This window comes from Fulvimonas soli, from assembly GCF_003148905.1.
GTDB lineage: Bacteria > Pseudomonadota > Gammaproteobacteria > Xanthomonadales > Rhodanobacteraceae > Fulvimonas > Fulvimonas soli.
Window position 1 is genome coordinate 1 of sequence record NZ_QGHC01000001.1, and the last position, 14,740, is coordinate 14,740.

A 14,740-nucleotide genomic window follows, 5' to 3' on the forward strand; every position below is an offset into this window, starting at 1 on the left:
CTGTTCTTCAGAAAAGCGCTTCTTCACGTCCAATCTCCTTCGGATGGGGGATTGGACTCCAAACCGCTGTGCTACTCAAAGGCGGGGGGACGTCGGGATCTCGGTATGGTATGCTTTGAATTCATGCGGTTTCCTCTCTAGAAAGTTACCAACCGCATCCGCCGCCAGCGTCGTAATATTCCCCCATGGGTTCTGCAATATCCCAGTCGGCACTGCCGTATCCACTGGCCCAGGACGATGCTTGCCGAATGCCTCATAAGAAACTCCCTGTTTCGCTGTTGATCCCCCTGCAAATGGGCAAATCTAATATTTGCACGCTTCCCTGCAAGCATAATTTCTTGCGGAAGCGCAACTAATTGAGCCGAAATATAGGCGGTGTCCTTTTCTTGCAGGGTTTTATCGTGATGGTGTGCGAAAAAACCTACAAGATTAGTCTGTAATGTCAGACATTGTTTTCCAGCTATCGGTAGTACGGATTTGCAACGGCCGGAAGCGCCGCTTGTAGTCCATCTTCGGGTGCCCCTCGATCCAGAAGCCGAGGTACAGCCAGGGAATCGCGCGGCGGCGCGCCAGCGCCACCTGCTGCAGGATGGCGAAGGTGCCCAGGCTGCGCGCCGTCTCGTCCGGGTCGTAGAAGGTGTAGACGGCCGAGAGGCCGGTGAGGCAGACGTCGGTGACCGCCACGCCGAGCAGGCGCGCGCCGCGGCGGAACTCCAGGAAGATCGTGGGGCTCCACGGCGCGGTGAGGAAGCGGCGGAAGTCGCTGGCGTCGGCCTCGTCCATGCCGCCGCCGGGGTGGCGGGTGCGCAGGTAGCGCTCGTACAGCGCGTGGCGCTCGGCGTTGTAGCCGGCGATGCACTCGCGCACCTCCAGGTCCGCGTTGCGGCGCAGGCAGCGGCGCTGGCTGCGGTCGGGCGCGAAATGCTCGACGTCGATGCGGCAGGGCGTGCAGGCGCGGCACTGCGGGCAGTGCGGCAGGTACAGGTGCCCGCCGGCGCGGCGGAAGCCGCGCTCCAGCGCCGGGCCGTACAGGCGGTCCAGCTGCGGCGCGGCCGGGTCGATCACCAGGTTCTGCGCCGTGCGCTCGGCGTAGTAGCCGCAGGCGTGCGGCAGGGTCTGGAACAGGCGGACACGTTCGGAGCGCATGGCCCGATTCTATGCCGGCGCCGGACCGCTTCAAGCGCCGCCGGTGCTATGGTCGCGGGCGGGAAAGGGGAGGCGGCGCATGGAGCTGTTCGGACACATCCGGGTGGTGATGGGGATCATCCTCAGCCTGTCGATCGCGCGGCTGCTGGCCGGGCTGGCGCGGATCGTCCAGCACCCGGGCCGCAAGCCGGTGTACTGGGTGCACCTGGGCTGGGCGCTGTCGCTGTTCCTCTCGCTGGTGCACCTGTGGTGGTGGGAGTTCCGGCTGGCGCAGCTGGCCGACTGGTCGTTCCTGCGCTACCTGTTCGTGGTCGGCTACATCACGCTGTACTACTTCCTGTGCGCGCTGCTGTTCCCCGAGCAGATGGACGAGTACGCCGGCTACCGCGACTACTTCTACTCGCGGCGGGCCTGGTTCTTCGGCGGGCTGGCGCTGGCCTATGCGCTGGACGTGGTGGATACCCTGCTCAAGGGGCGCGGCTACCTGCTCGGCTTCGGCGGCGAGTACCTGCTGCGCAACGGCGTCTACGTGGCGCTGTGCCTGCTGGCGATGCGCACGCGCAACGCGGCGTTCCACGCGGTGTTCGTGGCGGCCAACCTGGTCTACCAGGTGTCGTGGATCCTGCGGGTGTACGAGGTGATCGGCTAGCGCGGCGGCGTCAGACCACGCCCATGTAGCGCAGCATCAGCAGCAGGAACGCGGCCGCCACGGCCAGCATCACGATCCGCCGCACCCGCGTGGCCACCGCCTGGCGGCGCAGCTCCGGCGGGGCGTTGCGCGCCAGCGCCAGCTCCTCGCCGTGGCGCACCACCGGCTCGATGCCCAGGCCGCGCAGCAGCTCGCGGGCGCGGGTGTAGTCGTCGGCGCGGTTGATCCACACCTGCGGCCACGCCTCGCGGTTCTCGTTGCGCCGCGCGTAGCTGAAGCGCTGGTAGCTGGGCCGGTTCCAGTTGGAGCGGTTGGTCACCGTGGTCTCGATGCCGTGCTCGGCCATCAGCGCGATCACGCGGTCGATGTTTTCCTGGCGGGGCGAGGTGTAGAGCTGGCGCATGGGGCGATTGTAGCCCTCACTCGCCGCGCAGGCGGATCAGCCCTTCCTGCGCGGTGGAGGCCACCAGGCGGCCGCCGCGGTCGAAGATCTGCCCGCGCGCCAGGCCGCGGCCGCCCTGCGCGGTGGGGCTGTCGAAGGAGTACAGCAGCCACTCGTCCACGCGGAACGGGCGGTGGAACCACAGCGCGTGGTCCAGGCTCGCCATCTGCACGTTGTGCGTGTAGTAGGAGATGCCGTGCGGCAGCGTGGCGGTGCCGATCAGGTTGAAGTCCGAGGCGTAGGCGAGCAGCGCCCGGTGCAGCGCGGGGGAATCCTCCACCGGCGCGGCCAGGCGGAACCAGATGTGCTGGTAGGGCGGGCGCTTGACCGGGTTGAGCTTGTCCTGCGGCCACACGTCGCGGAACTCGATCGGCGAGTCCATGCCGAGCCAGCGCTGCAGCTTCACCGGCAGCCGGGCCAGCCGCTCGGGCGGCACCGGCGGCAGCGGCTCGATGTCCTCCGGCGCGGGCACGTCCGGCATCGAGGCCTGGTGCTCGAAGCCCTTCTCCGGCACCTGGAAGGAGACCGCGCCGTTGAGGATCGGCTGGCCGTGCTGGATCGCCACCACCCGCCGCGAGGAGAAGCTGCCGCCGTCGCGGGCGCGCTCCACGCTGTAGACGATCGGCGCGTCGATGTCGCCGGCGCGCAGGAAGTAGGCGTGCAACGAGTGCGCCTCGCGGGCCGGGTCCACCGTCTGCTGCGCGGCGGACAGCGCCTGCCCGAGCACCTGGCCGCCGAACACGAAGCGCGTGCCGATGTCGCGGCTCTGGCCGCGGAACAGGTTGTCTTCCAGCCGCTCCAGCTGCAGCAGGTCGACCAGCTCGCTGACGTGGGCTTCGCGCATGGCGTGATCCGGGACCGAAAAGGCCGCCGATTATAGCGGCAGCGGCCCCGCGCCGATCCGCCGCAGCCCGCTGCCGGCCAGCGCGTCCTCCCACGGGAACAGCGGGCCGGGGTCGAGCTTGCGCGGCACTTCCAGCGAGGGATCGTCGCTGGCCGGCACCCGCGCGGTGTCCAGGTCCTCGTGGCCGGCGACCATCGCCAGGTTGGGGAACTCCGCGCGCAGCCGCGCCAGCAGCCCGCGCAGCGCGGCGATCTGTCCGGCGGGATAGGGCTCGCTCATGGTCTGGCGGCGCGAATCGAACCAGTCCGGGTAGCGCCCGCGGTTGACCAGCTCGATGCCGATGGAGCGCTCGTTGTGCCCGCGCACGTGGTGGGCGACGCGGGTGCCGGGCACGTAGCGCCAGACCGTGCCGTCGCGGTCGATGTAGTAGTGCCCGCTGTTGCCGGCGCCGCCGTCGTACAGCACCCGCTCGCCGTACTCGCGCGCCGTGGCCAGGTCCGGCAGCTCGGTGCAGTGGATCACCACGAGCTCCACCGCGGCGGCCGGGCGCTCCGGCAGGCGGTCGGCGTAGGGCAGGAGGTGGTCGTGGACGAGGGGCTGCATGCGGGCTCCGGCCGGATGTTCGCGCCAGTCTCGCACGGTGGCCGGTTATCATGCGCGTCCTGCAGCACGCCCGGAGTGCCCATGCGCGGCCAGATCATCCTTTCCCACGGCTCCGACTCGGGGCCGGACGCGACCAAGGTCGGCGTGCTGGCCGAGCACGCCGAGGCACTGGGCTGGCGCGCGATCCGCCCCGACTACCGCCGCGAGGACCAGCTCGGCCACGCCGGCAGCGTGGGGCCGCGGCTGGAGAAGCTGGTCGCGGCGATCGACGCCTGCGTGGAGCCGCCGGTGCTGGTGGGCTCCAGCATGGGCGCCTTCGTCTCCGCGCTGGCCGCGCTGGAGCGCAAGGTGGCCGGGCTGTTCCTGCTCGCCACGCCGCCGGCGATTCCAGGCTGCGGGCGCGCGCTCGACCTGCCCGCCGGCGTGCCGACCCTGCTGCTGCACGGCTGGCGCGACGAGGTGTGCCCGCTCCCCGCGCTGTACGCCTTCGCCGGCGCGCGCCGGCTGCCGCTGCTGCTGCTGGACGACGACCACCGCCTGGGCGCCAGCGTGGAGGCCATCGCCGCGCAGTTCCGCCAGTTCCTCGACCCCATCGCATGAGGGCCTTCTTCGCCACCTGTCCGAAGGGGCTGGAATACCTGCTCAAGGACGAGCTGGCCGCGCTCGGCGCCGCCGGCGTGCGCGAGGCTCTGGCCGGCGTGCATTTCGAGGGCACGCTGGAGACCGCCTACCGCGCCTGCCTGTGGTCGCGCCTGGCCAGCCGCGTGCTGCTGCCGCTGGCCGAGTTCGACGCGCCCGACGACGAGGCGCTCTACGCCGGCGTGCAGGCGGTCGACTGGGGCGCGCACCTGGCGCCGCACGGTACCCTGGCGGTGGACGCGCACGTCGCGCAGAGCCGGCTCACGCACAGCCAGTTCGTCGCCCAGCGCGCGAAGGACGCGGTGGTGGACCAGTTCCGCCAGCGCGAGGGCGCGCGCCCCGGCGTGGACACCGGGGAGCCGGACCTGCGCCTCAACCTGCGCCTGAAGCGCGACCGCGCCACGCTGTCGATCGACCTGGCCGGCGCGCCGCTGCACCGCCGCGGCTGGCGCGAGAGGCAGGGCGAGGCGCCGCTGAAGGAGAACCTGGCCGCCGCGATGCTGCTGCGCGCGCGCTGGCCGGAGCTCTACGCGGGCGGCGGCGCGCTGCTCGACCCGATGTGCGGCTCCGGCACGATCCTGATCGAGGCGGCGCTGATGGCCGCCGACGTCGCGCCCGGCCTGCGCCGCGAATACTTCGGCTTGCTCGGCTGGAAAGGGCACGACATCGCGCTGTGGCGCGGCCTGCTCGACGAGGCGAACCGGCGCGCCGAGCAGGGCCTGCGCGGGCTGCGCGCCTGCTTCTTCGGCAGCGACGCCGACCCGCGCATGGTGCAGACCGCCAAGCGCAACGCGCAGGAGGCCGGCGTGGCCGGCTTCCTCACGCTGGAGCGGCACGACGCCGCGCACGCCGCGCCGCCGGCCGGCTACGCGCACGGGCTGGTGATCACCAACCCGCCCTACGGCGAGCGGCTGGGCGAGCGCGCCGAGCTGCCCGCGCTGTACCGCGCGCTCGGCGCCGCGCTGCGCGAACGCTTCGCCGGCTGGCGCGCCGCGGTGCTGGCCGGCGACGCCGAGCTGGGCCGCGCCATCGGCCTGCACGCGGACAGGCGCTACGCGCTCTACAACGGCGCGCTGGAAACCGTGCTGCTGCTGTTCGAGATCCGCCCGCAGGACGCGGCGCCGCGCGAGCGCAAGCCGCTCTCGCCCGGCGCGCAGATGCTGAAGAACCGGCTGGAAAAGACCGTGCGGCACCTGCGCAGGCGCCTGCAGCGCGAGGGCATCCACTGCTGGCGCGCCTACGACCAGGACCTGCCCGAGTACGCCGCGGCGATCGACGTCTATGCGGCCGCCAGCGGCGATGCGTGGCTGCACGTGCAGGAGTACCGCGCCCCGGCCGAGATCCCGGCGGAGCTGGCGCGCACGCGCCTGCGCGAGATCGTGCGCGTGGCCGGCGAGGTGTTCGCGGTGCCGCGCGGGCGCATCGCGCTGAAGACCCGCGAGCGCGGCAAGGGCGGCGCCAAGTACGGCCAGCTCGACCAGCGCGGCGAGTTCGTCGAGGTGGAGGAGGGCGGCCTGAAGTTCCTGGTCAACCTCACCGACTATCTCGACACCGGCCTGTTCCTCGACCACCGCCTGGTGCGCGCCCGGCTGCGCGAGCTGGCGAAGGGGCGGCGCTTCCTCAACCTGTTCGCCTACACCGCCACTGCCAGCGTGTACGCGGCGGCCGGCGGCGCGCGCGACACCACCAGCGTGGACCTGTCGGCCACCTACCTGGACTGGGCCTCGCGCAACCTCGCGCTGAACGGCTTCAGCGGCGAGCGGCACCGGCTGGCGCAGGCGGACGCGCTCGATTTCCTGCGCCGGGACCGCGGCCGCTACGGGCTGGTCTACGTCGACCCGCCGACCTTCTCCAACTCCAAGCGCGCCGAGGACTTCGACGTGCAGCGCGACCACGCGGCCCTGCTGCTGGCCTGCGGCGAGCGCCTGGCCGACGACGGCGTGATCGTGTTCTCCAACAACTTCCGCCGCTTCAGGCTGGACCGCGCGGCGCTGGAGGCGCGCTTCGCCATCGAGGACTGGAGCGCGGCCAGCATCCCGTTCGACTTCGCCCGCCGCGCCGACATCCACGGCTGCTGGCTGCTGCGTCCGCACGGCGCCGCGGCGCAGGTGAATCCGTGGGATACGGCGCGGCCGAAGGCCTGAAATCCTTCAGTCCGGATTAAGTGCGCCGGGCCGAGGATTCACCCCATCTCGACGGAGGTGCCTGTCATGAGCAAGCGTTTGAACGGCAAATCGCGGCTGGCGGCGGTGGGCCTGGTGACGGCGGCGGTGCTGGCCGCGCCGCTGGGCGCCTCGGCGCACGGCTGGGGCCACGGCGGCTACTACCGTCCGGCCTACCACGGCTACTACCACCATGGCGGCTACTGGAGCGGCGGCCGCTGGATCGCCGGCGCGATCGTCACCGGCGCGGTGGCCGGCCTGGTGGCCGACGCGGTGCGCCCGGCGCCGGTCTACTACGCGCCGCCGCCCGCCACGGTGATCTACGAGCGGCCGGTGGTCACCCGCCGGGTGGTCGAGACCCGCACCGTGGTCTACGACGACCCGTACCAGACGCGCTACATCCGCGACGACGGCTATTGATCGCCGGTTGCGGCGTCAAGAAAGAGCCCGGCTCCAGGCCGGGCTCTTTTTTTGGCAGGGAGGAAGGCGTCACGGCCTGGTCGGCTGGTCGGCGCCGCTGCCGTGGCGCATCGCCTTCCTGCTCAGGCGGACGAACTCGTCCTTGTCGATCGCCCGCACCGACTGCAGGGCGCAGGGCGGCTGGTTCCGCGAGCGGACGGTCTCGCCCGGCTCGCCGCAGATGCGGTTCTCGCCCACCGCGAGATTGGAGTTGCTGGCGCGGAACAGCAGCCCGCTGGGGCCGAGGCCCAGGCGCGGGCAGGCGCCCTGCATGGTCACCAGGAAGTGCTTGGGGCCGGTGCGCACCACCGCGTGGCGCCCGTCGACGATGTACCACTCGTTGATCTCGTTGATGCGCGGGCAGTCGGCCACCGGGCGCAGCGGCTCGTGGGCGGCGATCTTTTGCGGCGCGGCGTGCAGGCCGCCGCCGGCCAGGGCCAGCGCGAGCAGGGGAAGCAGCTTCTTCATGGCGTAACCTCACGACTTGCCGGAACGTGGATGGGAGACCGCGGTGCGGCGATGATACGCCGGCGGCCGCCGCCGTCCGTATCACGGGATGTGAACGCGCGATGCGGCATGGTGGACGACGCCCCCGGCCACCGAAGCGCCCATCGATGCGACGCGACAGCGAACGCTCCGCCCCCGGACAACAGGAAACCCGCGCGGCGGCCGCGCCGTCCGCCGCGGCGGAGCCGCTGGCCGGCCGCTACCGGCGCGTGCGCCAGGCCACGCTGGCGCTGGCCGCGCCGCTCGGCGCCGAGGACCTGATGGTGCAGTCGATGCCGGACGCCAGCCCCGGCAAGTGGCACCTGGCGCACACCACCTGGTTCTTCGAGCAGTTCGTGCTGATGCGCGACGCGGCGTACCGGCCGCGCGATCCGGCCTGGCTGGTGCTGTTCAACTCCTACTACCAGACGGTGGGGCCGATGCACGCGCGGCCGCGTCGCGGCCTGCTGTCGCGGCCCTCGCTGGAGGAGGTGCTCGACTACCGCCGTCGCGTCGACGACGCGATGGACGCCCTGCTCGCGCACGCCGGCGACCCGGCGCTGGCCGGCCTGGTCGAGCTCGGCCTGCAGCACGAGCAGCAGCACCAGGAGCTGCTGCTCACCGACATCAAGCACGCGCTGTGGTGCAACCCGCTGCAGCCGGCCTACGCCGCGCGCGCGGCCGCGGCGGGGGCGCCGCCTGCGGCCACGCCGATGCGCTTCGTGGCCGGGCGGGAGGGCGTGGCGGAGATCGGCCACGCCGGCGCGGGCTTCGCCTTCGACAACGAGACGCCGCGGCACCGGCAGCTGCTGCGGCCGCACGCGATCGCCAGCCGGCCGGTCACCAACGCCGAGTACCGCGCCTTCGTCGACGACGGCGGCTACCGCGATCCCGCGCTGTGGCTGTCCGACGGCTGGGCCGTGGTGCAGGCGGAGCAATGGCGGCACCCGCTGTACTGGCAGGACGACCTGGCCGGCGAATTCACCCTGGCCGGCGTGCGCGAGCTGGACCCGCAGGCGCCGGTCTGCCACCTGAGCTACTTCGAGGCGGACGCCTTCGCGCGCTGGGCCGGCGCGCGCCTGCCCACCGAGGCCGAGTGGGAGGCCAGCGCCGCGGCGCTGCCGGTGCAAGGCAACCTGCTCGAAAGCGGCGTCCTGCACCCGCGCGCCGCCGCCGGCGCCACCGGCCTGCAACAGTTCTATGGCGACATATGGGAATGGACCGCCTCGCCCTACGTGAGCTACCCGGGCTTCCGGCCGCTGCCGGGCGCGCTCGGCGAGTACAACGGCAAGTTCATGAACGGGCAATGGGTACTGCGCGGCGGCTCGTGCGCCACGCCGCGCACGCACATCCGCGCCAGCTACCGCAACTTCTTCCCGCCGCAGGCGCGCTGGCAGTTCGCCGGGCTGCGCCTGGCGCAGGACCGATGAATACACAGGAGCCGCGATGAACACCCAGGCCTGGGACCTGCGCGAGGACGACCGCCGTCCCCCGAACGAACTGCTGGAGATCGTGCAGCGGGGCCTGCGCGCGCGGCCGAAGCGGTTGCCGTCCTGGCTGTTCTACGACGAGCGCGGCTCGCGGCTGTTCGAGGCGATCTGCGAGCAGCCGGAGTACTACCTCACCCGCTGCGAGATCGCGCTGCTGGAGGCGCACGCCGGCGGGATCGCCGACGCGCTCGGGCCGGAGGTGCGGCTGGTCGAGTACGGCAGCGGCAGCGCGGCGAAGACGCGCCTCCTGCTGGAGCACCTGCGCGAGCCGGTCGCCTACGTGCCGGTGGAGCTGGCCGCCGAGGCCCTGCGGCAGAGCGTGCAGCGGCTCGCCGGGAGCTTCCCGCGGCTGCGCATGCAGCCGCTGTGCGCCGACTTCACGCGGCCGCTGCGGCTGCCGATCCCGCCGCGCGCGCCGCGCCGCACGGTGCTGTACTTCCCCGGCTCCACCATCGGCAACTTCGAGGCGCGCGAGGCGGTGGCGCTGCTGCGCAAGATGCGCGGCGAGATGGGCGACAACGGCGGCATCCTGCTCGGCGTCGACCTGAAGAAGGACCCCGCCGCGATCGAGGCCGCCTACAACGACGCCGCCGGCGTCACTGCCGAGTTCACCCTCAACATGCTGGCACGGCTCAACCGCGAGCTGGGCTGCGACTTCGACCTGGCCGCGTTCCGCCACCGCGCGCGCTACAACCGCATGGCCGGGCGCATCGAGACCTTCCTGGTCAGCCGGTGCGAGCAGCAGGTGCGGGTGGGGCGCATGACGGCGCGATTCGCCGCCGACGAGGCCATGCTGGTGGAGTACAGCTGCAAGTACTCGCCGGAGGACTTCGCCGCGCTGGCCGGACGCGCCGGGCTGGCGGTCCGGCATGCGTGGACCGACCCGCAGGGCATGTTCGGCGTGCAATACCTGGTGCGCGCCGGAACGTCGCCGGGCTGAGGCGGCGCGAAGCCGCGCCCGACCACCCGGCGCCGGGGCATGGCATCGGGGCCGCTGGCGGTCTCGCGTCGGGCCGATCGCGGTCTCCGGCCGCGATGTCCGAACCATCGCCCTCCTCGCGTCATGCCGCGCCGTCGCGGACCGGCGTCCATTCCCCGTTCCTCAAGGCCGGCGCCATCCATGGCGCCTCCCCGCGTGCCTTCGCGCCTCCCTGGCCCGCGCACGCGACTCCCGGCGCGCGGTGCTTGGAGACCATGAGCGGGCCCTTACAATGGCGGCCCGTGTTGCCATCGGCGAGTACCGTGACCGCTGCCGGTTTTTCCGCGGAGGCGCCCGAGGCGGCGCTGGACGCGCTGTTCCTTCCCTTCGAGAGCGGCGGGCTGCGCTGGCCCGCGGACGGCCGCGTGCTGTTCCTGCGCGCGCGCGACGGCCAGCGCCTGCGCGGCGTGGCCGGGCGCGGCTGGCTGTGCCAGCAGAGCTTCAGGCCGTTCGCCGGAGCGCTGGAGCGCGGCGGGCTGCGCGTGGGCGAGCCGGGCGCGGACGAGCGCTTCCCGCTGGTGCTGCTGCTGCCGCCGCGCCAGCGCGACGAGGCGCGCGCGCTGTATGCGCGCGCGCTGCGCCACGCCGAGGCCGACGGCGTGGTGCTGGCCTGCGTGCCCAACGCCGAAGGCGCGAAGTCGGCCGAGGCGGACCTCGCGCGGCTGGCGGGGCCGGTGCGCAGCCTGTCCAAGCACAAGTGCCGCGCGTTCTGGGTCGCACTGGCATCGGCGACGGTCGATCGCGGCCTGCTCGACGCATGGCGGGCGCTGGACGCGCCGCGCGAGAACGCGGCCGGCTATTTCAGCCGTCCGGGGCTGTTCGCCTGGGACCGCATCGATCCCGCCTCCGCGCTGCTGGCCGAGCACCTGCCGGATGACTTGCGCGGCCGCGTCGCCGATCCCGGTGCCGGCTACGGCTACCTCGCTGCGCAGGTCGTGGCGCGCTGTCCGCAGGTCGAGGCGGTCGACCTGTACGAGGCCGAGGCGCGCGCGCTGGAGCCGGCGCGGCTGAACCTGGCGCGCGCGGTGCACGCCGCAGGGCGCGCGGTGGAGGTCGACGTGCGCTGGCACGACGTCACCGCCGGCCTGCCGCGCCGCTACGACGCGATCGCGTGCAATCCGCCGTTCCACCAGGGCCGCGCCGACCTGCCCGAACTCGGCCGCGCCTTCATCGCCGCCATGGCCGCCGCGCTCGTGCCGCGCGGCCGGCTGTACCTGGTGGCGAACCGGCACCTGCCCTACGAGGCCACGCTGGCCGCGCGCTTCGGCGAGGTGCGCACGCTGGCGCTGCGCGACGGCTTCAAGCTGATCGCGGCGGGAAGCGTGCGCGCATGAAGCTGGTGAAGCTGATCGCCAACCTGGGCTACGGCAGCCGCAGGGAGGTGGCCTGGATGTTCCGCGAGGGACGCATCACCGACGCCGACGGCGAGGTGCTGTACGCCGACGACCAGGTGCCGCACGCGCGCATCCGCCTGGACGGCGAGCCGCTCGACCCGCCGCCGGGCCTGGTGCTGCTGATGCACAAGCCGCTCGGCGCGACCTGCTCGCGCAGGGACCCCGGCCGCGTGGTGTACGACCTGCTGCCGCCGCGCTACCGCCGCCGCGAGCCGGCGCTGTCCACGGTGGGGCGGCTCGACCGCGACACTTCCGGCCTGCTGCTCGTCACCGACGACGGTGCGCTGCTGCACCGGATCATCTCGCCGCGCGCCCGGGTGGAGAAGGTCTACGAGGCCACCCTGGCCGAGGATTTGCGCGGCCACGAAGGCGAGCTGTTCGCCAGCGGCACGCTGATGCTCGAATCGGAGACCACGCCGCTGCTGCCCGCGCGGCTGCGGGTGCTGGGCCCGCGCCATGCGCGGCTGGTGTTGACCGAGGGGCGCTACCACCAGGTGCGCCGCATGTTCGCCGCCGCCGGCAATCGCGTGGAAACGCTGCGGCGGGTGGCGATAGGGCGGCTCACGCTGGAGGGGTTGCAGCCCGGCGCCTGGCGCGTGCTGGCGCCGGGCGAAGTCGAGGCGGTGTTCCGGCCGGCGGACGCGGCGGCAGGCTGAGCGGCGTCTTTCGCGGTGCGCATCGTTCCGGCGCAGGCCGGATTTTTTCGCGGCCTCCGGCCGCGAAAGGTCTTTCGGCACGAAAGTGCCGACCCCAGTAGTTCATGCTCCGCGGGAAGATCCCGACAACCGCGCGCTCAGCCGCCGTGCGATTCGTGCCAGCGGGCCAGCTCGTCCTCGCGCCGCGTGCGCGCGCCGGCGCGCCAGGACACCAGCTGGAAGTTCGGGCAAGGCGGCGCGGCCGGCATGGCCGGTGCGGCGCTGCCGCGATGAAGGAAGGAGAGCATCCCTGCCACCAGCTGCATTCCGCGATCCAGCGCGGAGCGAGCAAGAAGCGCATGCATGTTGTCGACTCTCCGGGCTGCCCCTGCGCAGCCGCGGCGGCACTGTAGCAAGGATTCACGTCGCGTGCACAAGGCCTTCACATGCTGCAATGCGGCGTAAGCGGAGGCGCCGCGCGCTTGCGCCCGGCGCGTCAAGCCGCCGACCATCCCCGCATGCGCCTGGACTTCGACAACGCCTTCGTCCGCGACCTGCCTGGCGACCCGGTGCCAGGCGGCGGGCCGCGCGAGGTTGCGGGCGCGATGTATTCCCTCGTGGCGCCGACGCCGGTCACCGCGCCGCGATTGCTGGCGCACTCGGCGGAGCTGGCGCGCGCGCTGGGCTGGTCCGAGGCCGACCTGCGCGATCCGGCGTTCGCGCAGGTGTTCGGCGGCAACGCGCTGCTCGACGGCATGCGGCCGTGGGCGGCCAACTACGGCGGCCACCAGTTCGGCGTCTGGGCCGGCCAGCTCGGCGACGGCCGCGCGATCTCGCTGGGCGAGGCGGTCGCGGCGGACGGGGCGCGCTGGGAGCTGCAGTTGAAGGGGGCCGGCCCCACGCCGTACTCGCGCGGCGCGGACGGCCGCGCGGTGCTGCGCTCCTCGATCCGCGAATTCCTGTGCAGCGAGGCGATGCACCACCTCGGCGTCCCGACCACCCGCGCGCTCTGCCTGGTCGCCACCGGCGAGGCGGTGGTGCGCGACATGTTCTACGACGGCCATCCGCGCGAGGAGCCGGGCGCCATCGTCTGCCGCGCGTCGCCGTCGTTCGTCCGCTTCGGCAGCTTCGAGCTGCCCGCCTCGCGCGGCGAGACCGGCCTGCTGCGGCGGCTGGCGGACTTCACCATCCGGCGCGATTTCCCGCATCTCGCGGGCGCGGGCGAGTCGCTCTACGGCGACTGGTTCGCCGAGGTGTGCGAGCGCACCGCGCGGCTGATGGCCGAGTGGATGCGCGTGGGCTTCGTGCACGGCGTGATGAACACCGACAACATGTCCATCCTCGGCCTCACGCTCGACTACGGCCCCTACGGCTGGATCGACGACTACGACCCGGACTGGACGCCCAACACCACCGACGCGGTGCGCCGCCGCTACCGCTACGGCCAGCAGCCGAACGTGGCGTGGTGGAACCTGTCGCGGCTGGCCGGCGCGCTGGCGCCGCTGTTCGGCGGCACCGAGGTCCTGCAGGCCGGGCTGGACCGCTACGCCGTCGCCTACGCCGAGGCCGACCGTGCGGCGACCGCCGCCAAGCTGGGGCTGGCCGAGTGCCGCGACGACGACCTCGGGCTGATGCGGTCGCTGCAGGTGGCGATGCGCGACGGCGCGATGGACATGACGCTGACCTTCCGCGCGCTGTCCGACGCGGATGCCGGCGCGCTGTCGCCGGACCTCTTCGGCGAGGCGTTCTACGACGGGGCGCGGCGTCGCGCGGTGGAGCCGACGCTGCACGACTGGCTGCGGCGCTACGCCGCACGGTTGGCCGACGACCCGCTGCCGCCGGCGCAGCGGCGTGCGCGGATGCGCGCGGCCAATCCGCGCTACGTGCTGCGCAACTACCTCGCGCAGGAAGCCATCGACCGCGCCGAGCGGGGCGATGCGGGCGGCATCGCGGAACTGCTCGACGTGATGCGCCATCCCTGCGACGACCAGCCCGGCCGCGAGCGCTACGCGCGCCGGCGGCCCGGGTGGGCGCGCGATAGGCCGGGCTGCTCGATGCTCTCGTGCAGTTCGTGAGACGGACGCGGCGACCGCCGTTGATGGCCGGCGACCCGATCGCGGCCGAGGCTCGTGCCGGCGCACGGTGGCCGTAGTCGGGCGCGCTTGGCACAAGTACGCCGCCGGAAGGCGCGGCGGGCAAGGCGCGGTGGTGGTGCCCGGGCGAATTTCCCAGCCGCCATCACGGCAACGGCGGTCCCCAGGGACCCGTGCCGTCCACGGGAACCCGTGCCCGGCGAGGTGCTGCCCGCGCCGCCGCGCGCGGAGCGCTAACCGGCCAGCGCGTCCTGCACGAACTGCCGCAACTGCGCCGCGCTCGGCGCGCCGGCCTGGCGCGCGATCTCGCGCCCGCCGCGCAGCAGGACCAGCGTGGGGATGCTGCGGATGCCGAAGCGCTGCGCCAGCGACGGTTGCGCGTCGGTGTCCACCTTGGCCAGCCGCAGGCGCGGCTCGTGGTCGCGCGCGGCCTGCGCGAACACCGGCGCGAAGCCGCGGCAGGGGCCGCACCAGGGCGCCCAGAAGTCCACCAGCACCGGCAGGTCGCCGCGGCCGGCGATGGCGTCGAAGCTGGCCGCGGTCAGTTCCACCGGCTGGCCGGTGAACAGCGCCTGCTTGCAGCGCCCGCAGCTCGGCCGCTCGCCGGCGCGTTCGGGCGGCACGCGGTTGAGCGCGCCGCAATGCGGGCAGGGAAGGGTCAGCGGCGTGGGCATGGCGCGGTTCCGGCGGCGACTGGCCGGTAGATGGCGGCGCCGGCC

General features: G+C 72.9%; 16 protein-coding genes. 9 read left to right on the forward strand and 7 right to left on the reverse strand.

What is annotated here, in order from left to right:
* Positions 1-429 precede the first annotated feature (429 nt).
* Positions 430-1,146: an arginyltransferase gene (locus tag C7456_RS00010; protein ID WP_109721730.1), complete on the reverse strand. Its 717-nt coding sequence runs from the start codon at positions 1,144-1,146 to the stop codon at positions 430-432.
* Between the two features lie 79 nt (positions 1,147-1,225).
* Between C7456_RS00010 and C7456_RS00015 the strand changes: the two genes are divergently transcribed.
* On the forward strand, positions 1,226-1,795 hold the full coding sequence (locus C7456_RS00015) for a hypothetical protein (protein WP_109721731.1): 570 nt from the start codon (positions 1,226-1,228) through the stop codon (positions 1,793-1,795).
* Positions 1,796-1,805: 10 nt separating this feature from the next.
* On the opposite strand, the gene C7456_RS00020 is transcribed toward C7456_RS00015, so the two are convergent.
* From C7456_RS00020 to C7456_RS00030, 3 genes are read right to left on the reverse strand one after another with little or no spacing between them, the layout of a single operon-like run.
* The gene (locus C7456_RS00020) at positions 1,806-2,198 is read right to left on the reverse strand and encodes a hypothetical protein (RefSeq protein ID WP_109721732.1); all 393 of its coding nucleotides are present in this window, start codon (positions 2,196-2,198) and stop codon (positions 1,806-1,808) included.
* A gap of 16 nt (positions 2,199-2,214) precedes the next feature.
* Entirely contained in the window at positions 2,215-3,081 is an 867-nt protein-coding gene (locus tag C7456_RS00025) for an acyl-CoA thioesterase (RefSeq protein WP_109721733.1), read from the reverse strand.
* Positions 3,082-3,111: 30 nt separating this feature from the next.
* Positions 3,112-3,684: an N-acetylmuramoyl-L-alanine amidase gene (locus tag C7456_RS00030; RefSeq protein ID WP_109721734.1), complete on the reverse strand. Its 573-nt coding sequence runs from the start codon at positions 3,682-3,684 to the stop codon at positions 3,112-3,114.
* A gap of 81 nt (positions 3,685-3,765) precedes the next feature.
* On the opposite strand from C7456_RS00030, the gene C7456_RS00035 reads away from it, so the two are divergent.
* The 3 genes from C7456_RS00035 (at position 3,766) to C7456_RS00045 (ending at position 6,905) form a co-directional block, all read left to right on the forward strand.
* Complete coding sequence (locus C7456_RS00035) at positions 3,766-4,284, forward strand: alpha/beta hydrolase (protein ID WP_109721735.1); 519 nt, start codon at positions 3,766-3,768, stop codon at positions 4,282-4,284.
* The gene (rlmKL, locus tag C7456_RS00040; protein ID WP_109721736.1) at positions 4,281-6,467 is read left to right on the forward strand and encodes a bifunctional 23S rRNA (guanine(2069)-N(7))-methyltransferase RlmK/23S rRNA (guanine(2445)-N(2))-methyltransferase RlmL; all 2,187 of its coding nucleotides are present in this window, start codon (positions 4,281-4,283) and stop codon (positions 6,465-6,467) included. Before C7456_RS00035 ends, rlmKL begins: the two co-directional genes overlap by 4 nt.
* 66 nt (positions 6,468-6,533) lie before the next feature.
* Positions 6,534-6,905: a hypothetical protein gene (locus tag C7456_RS00045; RefSeq protein WP_109721737.1), complete on the forward strand. Its 372-nt coding sequence runs from the start codon at positions 6,534-6,536 to the stop codon at positions 6,903-6,905.
* 69 nt (positions 6,906-6,974) lie between these two features.
* On the opposite strand, the gene C7456_RS00050 is transcribed toward C7456_RS00045, so the two are convergent.
* Positions 6,975-7,412, reverse strand: a complete 438-nt coding sequence (locus C7456_RS00050; protein ID WP_109721738.1) for a DUF6491 family protein — start codon at positions 7,410-7,412, stop codon at positions 6,975-6,977.
* A gap of 146 nt (positions 7,413-7,558) precedes the next feature.
* Here C7456_RS00050 and egtB point away from each other — a divergent pair, with 146 nt between their 5' ends.
* From egtB to C7456_RS00070, 4 genes are all read left to right on the forward strand, one after another.
* Positions 7,559-8,860 carry an ergothioneine biosynthesis protein EgtB gene (gene egtB / locus C7456_RS00055; protein ID WP_109721739.1) on the forward strand — a complete coding sequence of 434 codons (1,302 nt, stop codon included), beginning with the start codon at positions 7,559-7,561 and terminating at the stop codon, positions 8,858-8,860.
* A 16-nt stretch (positions 8,861-8,876) separates the two neighbouring features.
* The gene (egtD, locus tag C7456_RS00060) at positions 8,877-9,860 is read left to right on the forward strand and encodes an L-histidine N(alpha)-methyltransferase (RefSeq protein ID WP_109721740.1); all 984 of its coding nucleotides are present in this window, start codon (positions 8,877-8,879) and stop codon (positions 9,858-9,860) included.
* Between the two features lie 302 nt (positions 9,861-10,162).
* On the forward strand, positions 10,163-11,233 hold the full coding sequence (locus C7456_RS00065) for a class I SAM-dependent methyltransferase (RefSeq protein WP_109721741.1): 1,071 nt from the start codon (positions 10,163-10,165) through the stop codon (positions 11,231-11,233).
* Complete coding sequence (locus C7456_RS00070; protein ID WP_109721742.1) at positions 11,230-11,949, forward strand: pseudouridine synthase; 720 nt, start codon at positions 11,230-11,232, stop codon at positions 11,947-11,949. Before C7456_RS00065 ends, C7456_RS00070 begins: the two co-directional genes overlap by 4 nt.
* Positions 11,950-12,086: 137 nt before the next feature.
* Here the strand turns inward: C7456_RS00070 and C7456_RS16750 are convergent, their stop codons facing one another.
* Complete coding sequence (locus tag C7456_RS16750; RefSeq protein WP_146203575.1) at positions 12,087-12,293, reverse strand: hypothetical protein; 207 nt, start codon at positions 12,291-12,293, stop codon at positions 12,087-12,089.
* 153 nt (positions 12,294-12,446) lie between these two features.
* On the opposite strand from C7456_RS16750, the gene C7456_RS00075 reads away from it, so the two are divergent.
* The gene (locus C7456_RS00075; RefSeq protein WP_109721743.1) at positions 12,447-14,003 is read left to right on the forward strand and encodes a protein adenylyltransferase SelO; all 1,557 of its coding nucleotides are present in this window, start codon (positions 12,447-12,449) and stop codon (positions 14,001-14,003) included.
* 251 nt (positions 14,004-14,254) lie between these two features.
* Here C7456_RS00075 and trxC read toward each other — a convergent pair whose 3' ends face one another.
* Positions 14,255-14,695, reverse strand: a complete 441-nt coding sequence (gene trxC, locus C7456_RS00080; RefSeq protein ID WP_109721744.1) for a thioredoxin TrxC — start codon at positions 14,693-14,695, stop codon at positions 14,255-14,257.
* Between the last annotated feature and the right edge of the window lie 45 nt (positions 14,696-14,740).

Coding starts and splice junctions, on each gene's coding strand:
- egtB (WP_109721739.1), top strand. CDS start 7,559: ATGCGACGCGACAGCGAACGCTCCGCCCCCGGACAACAGGAAACCCGC.
- C7456_RS00025 (WP_109721733.1), bottom strand. CDS start 3,081: ATGCGCGAAGCCCACGTCAGCGAGCTGGTCGACCTGCTGCAGCTGGAG.
- C7456_RS00020 (WP_109721732.1), bottom strand. CDS start 2,198: ATGCGCCAGCTCTACACCTCGCCCCGCCAGGAAAACATCGACCGCGTG.
- C7456_RS00010 (WP_109721730.1), bottom strand. CDS start 1,146: ATGCGCTCCGAACGTGTCCGCCTGTTCCAGACCCTGCCGCACGCCTGC.
- trxC (WP_109721744.1), bottom strand. CDS start 14,695: ATGCCCACGCCGCTGACCCTTCCCTGCCCGCATTGCGGCGCGCTCAAC.
- rlmKL (WP_109721736.1), top strand. CDS start 4,281: ATGAGGGCCTTCTTCGCCACCTGTCCGAAGGGGCTGGAATACCTGCTC.
- C7456_RS00050 (WP_109721738.1), bottom strand. CDS start 7,412: ATGAAGAAGCTGCTTCCCCTGCTCGCGCTGGCCCTGGCCGGCGGCGGC.
- egtD (WP_109721740.1), top strand. CDS start 8,877: ATGAACACCCAGGCCTGGGACCTGCGCGAGGACGACCGCCGTCCCCCG.
- C7456_RS00045 (WP_109721737.1), top strand. CDS start 6,534: ATGAGCAAGCGTTTGAACGGCAAATCGCGGCTGGCGGCGGTGGGCCTG.
- C7456_RS00035 (WP_109721735.1), top strand. CDS start 3,766: ATGCGCGGCCAGATCATCCTTTCCCACGGCTCCGACTCGGGGCCGGAC.
- C7456_RS00070 (WP_109721742.1), top strand. CDS start 11,230: ATGAAGCTGGTGAAGCTGATCGCCAACCTGGGCTACGGCAGCCGCAGG.
- C7456_RS00075 (WP_109721743.1), top strand. CDS start 12,447: ATGCGCCTGGACTTCGACAACGCCTTCGTCCGCGACCTGCCTGGCGAC.
- C7456_RS00030 (WP_109721734.1), bottom strand. CDS start 3,684: ATGCAGCCCCTCGTCCACGACCACCTCCTGCCCTACGCCGACCGCCTG.
- C7456_RS00015 (WP_109721731.1), top strand. CDS start 1,226: ATGGAGCTGTTCGGACACATCCGGGTGGTGATGGGGATCATCCTCAGC.
- C7456_RS16750 (WP_146203575.1), bottom strand. CDS start 12,293: ATGCATGCGCTTCTTGCTCGCTCCGCGCTGGATCGCGGAATGCAGCTG.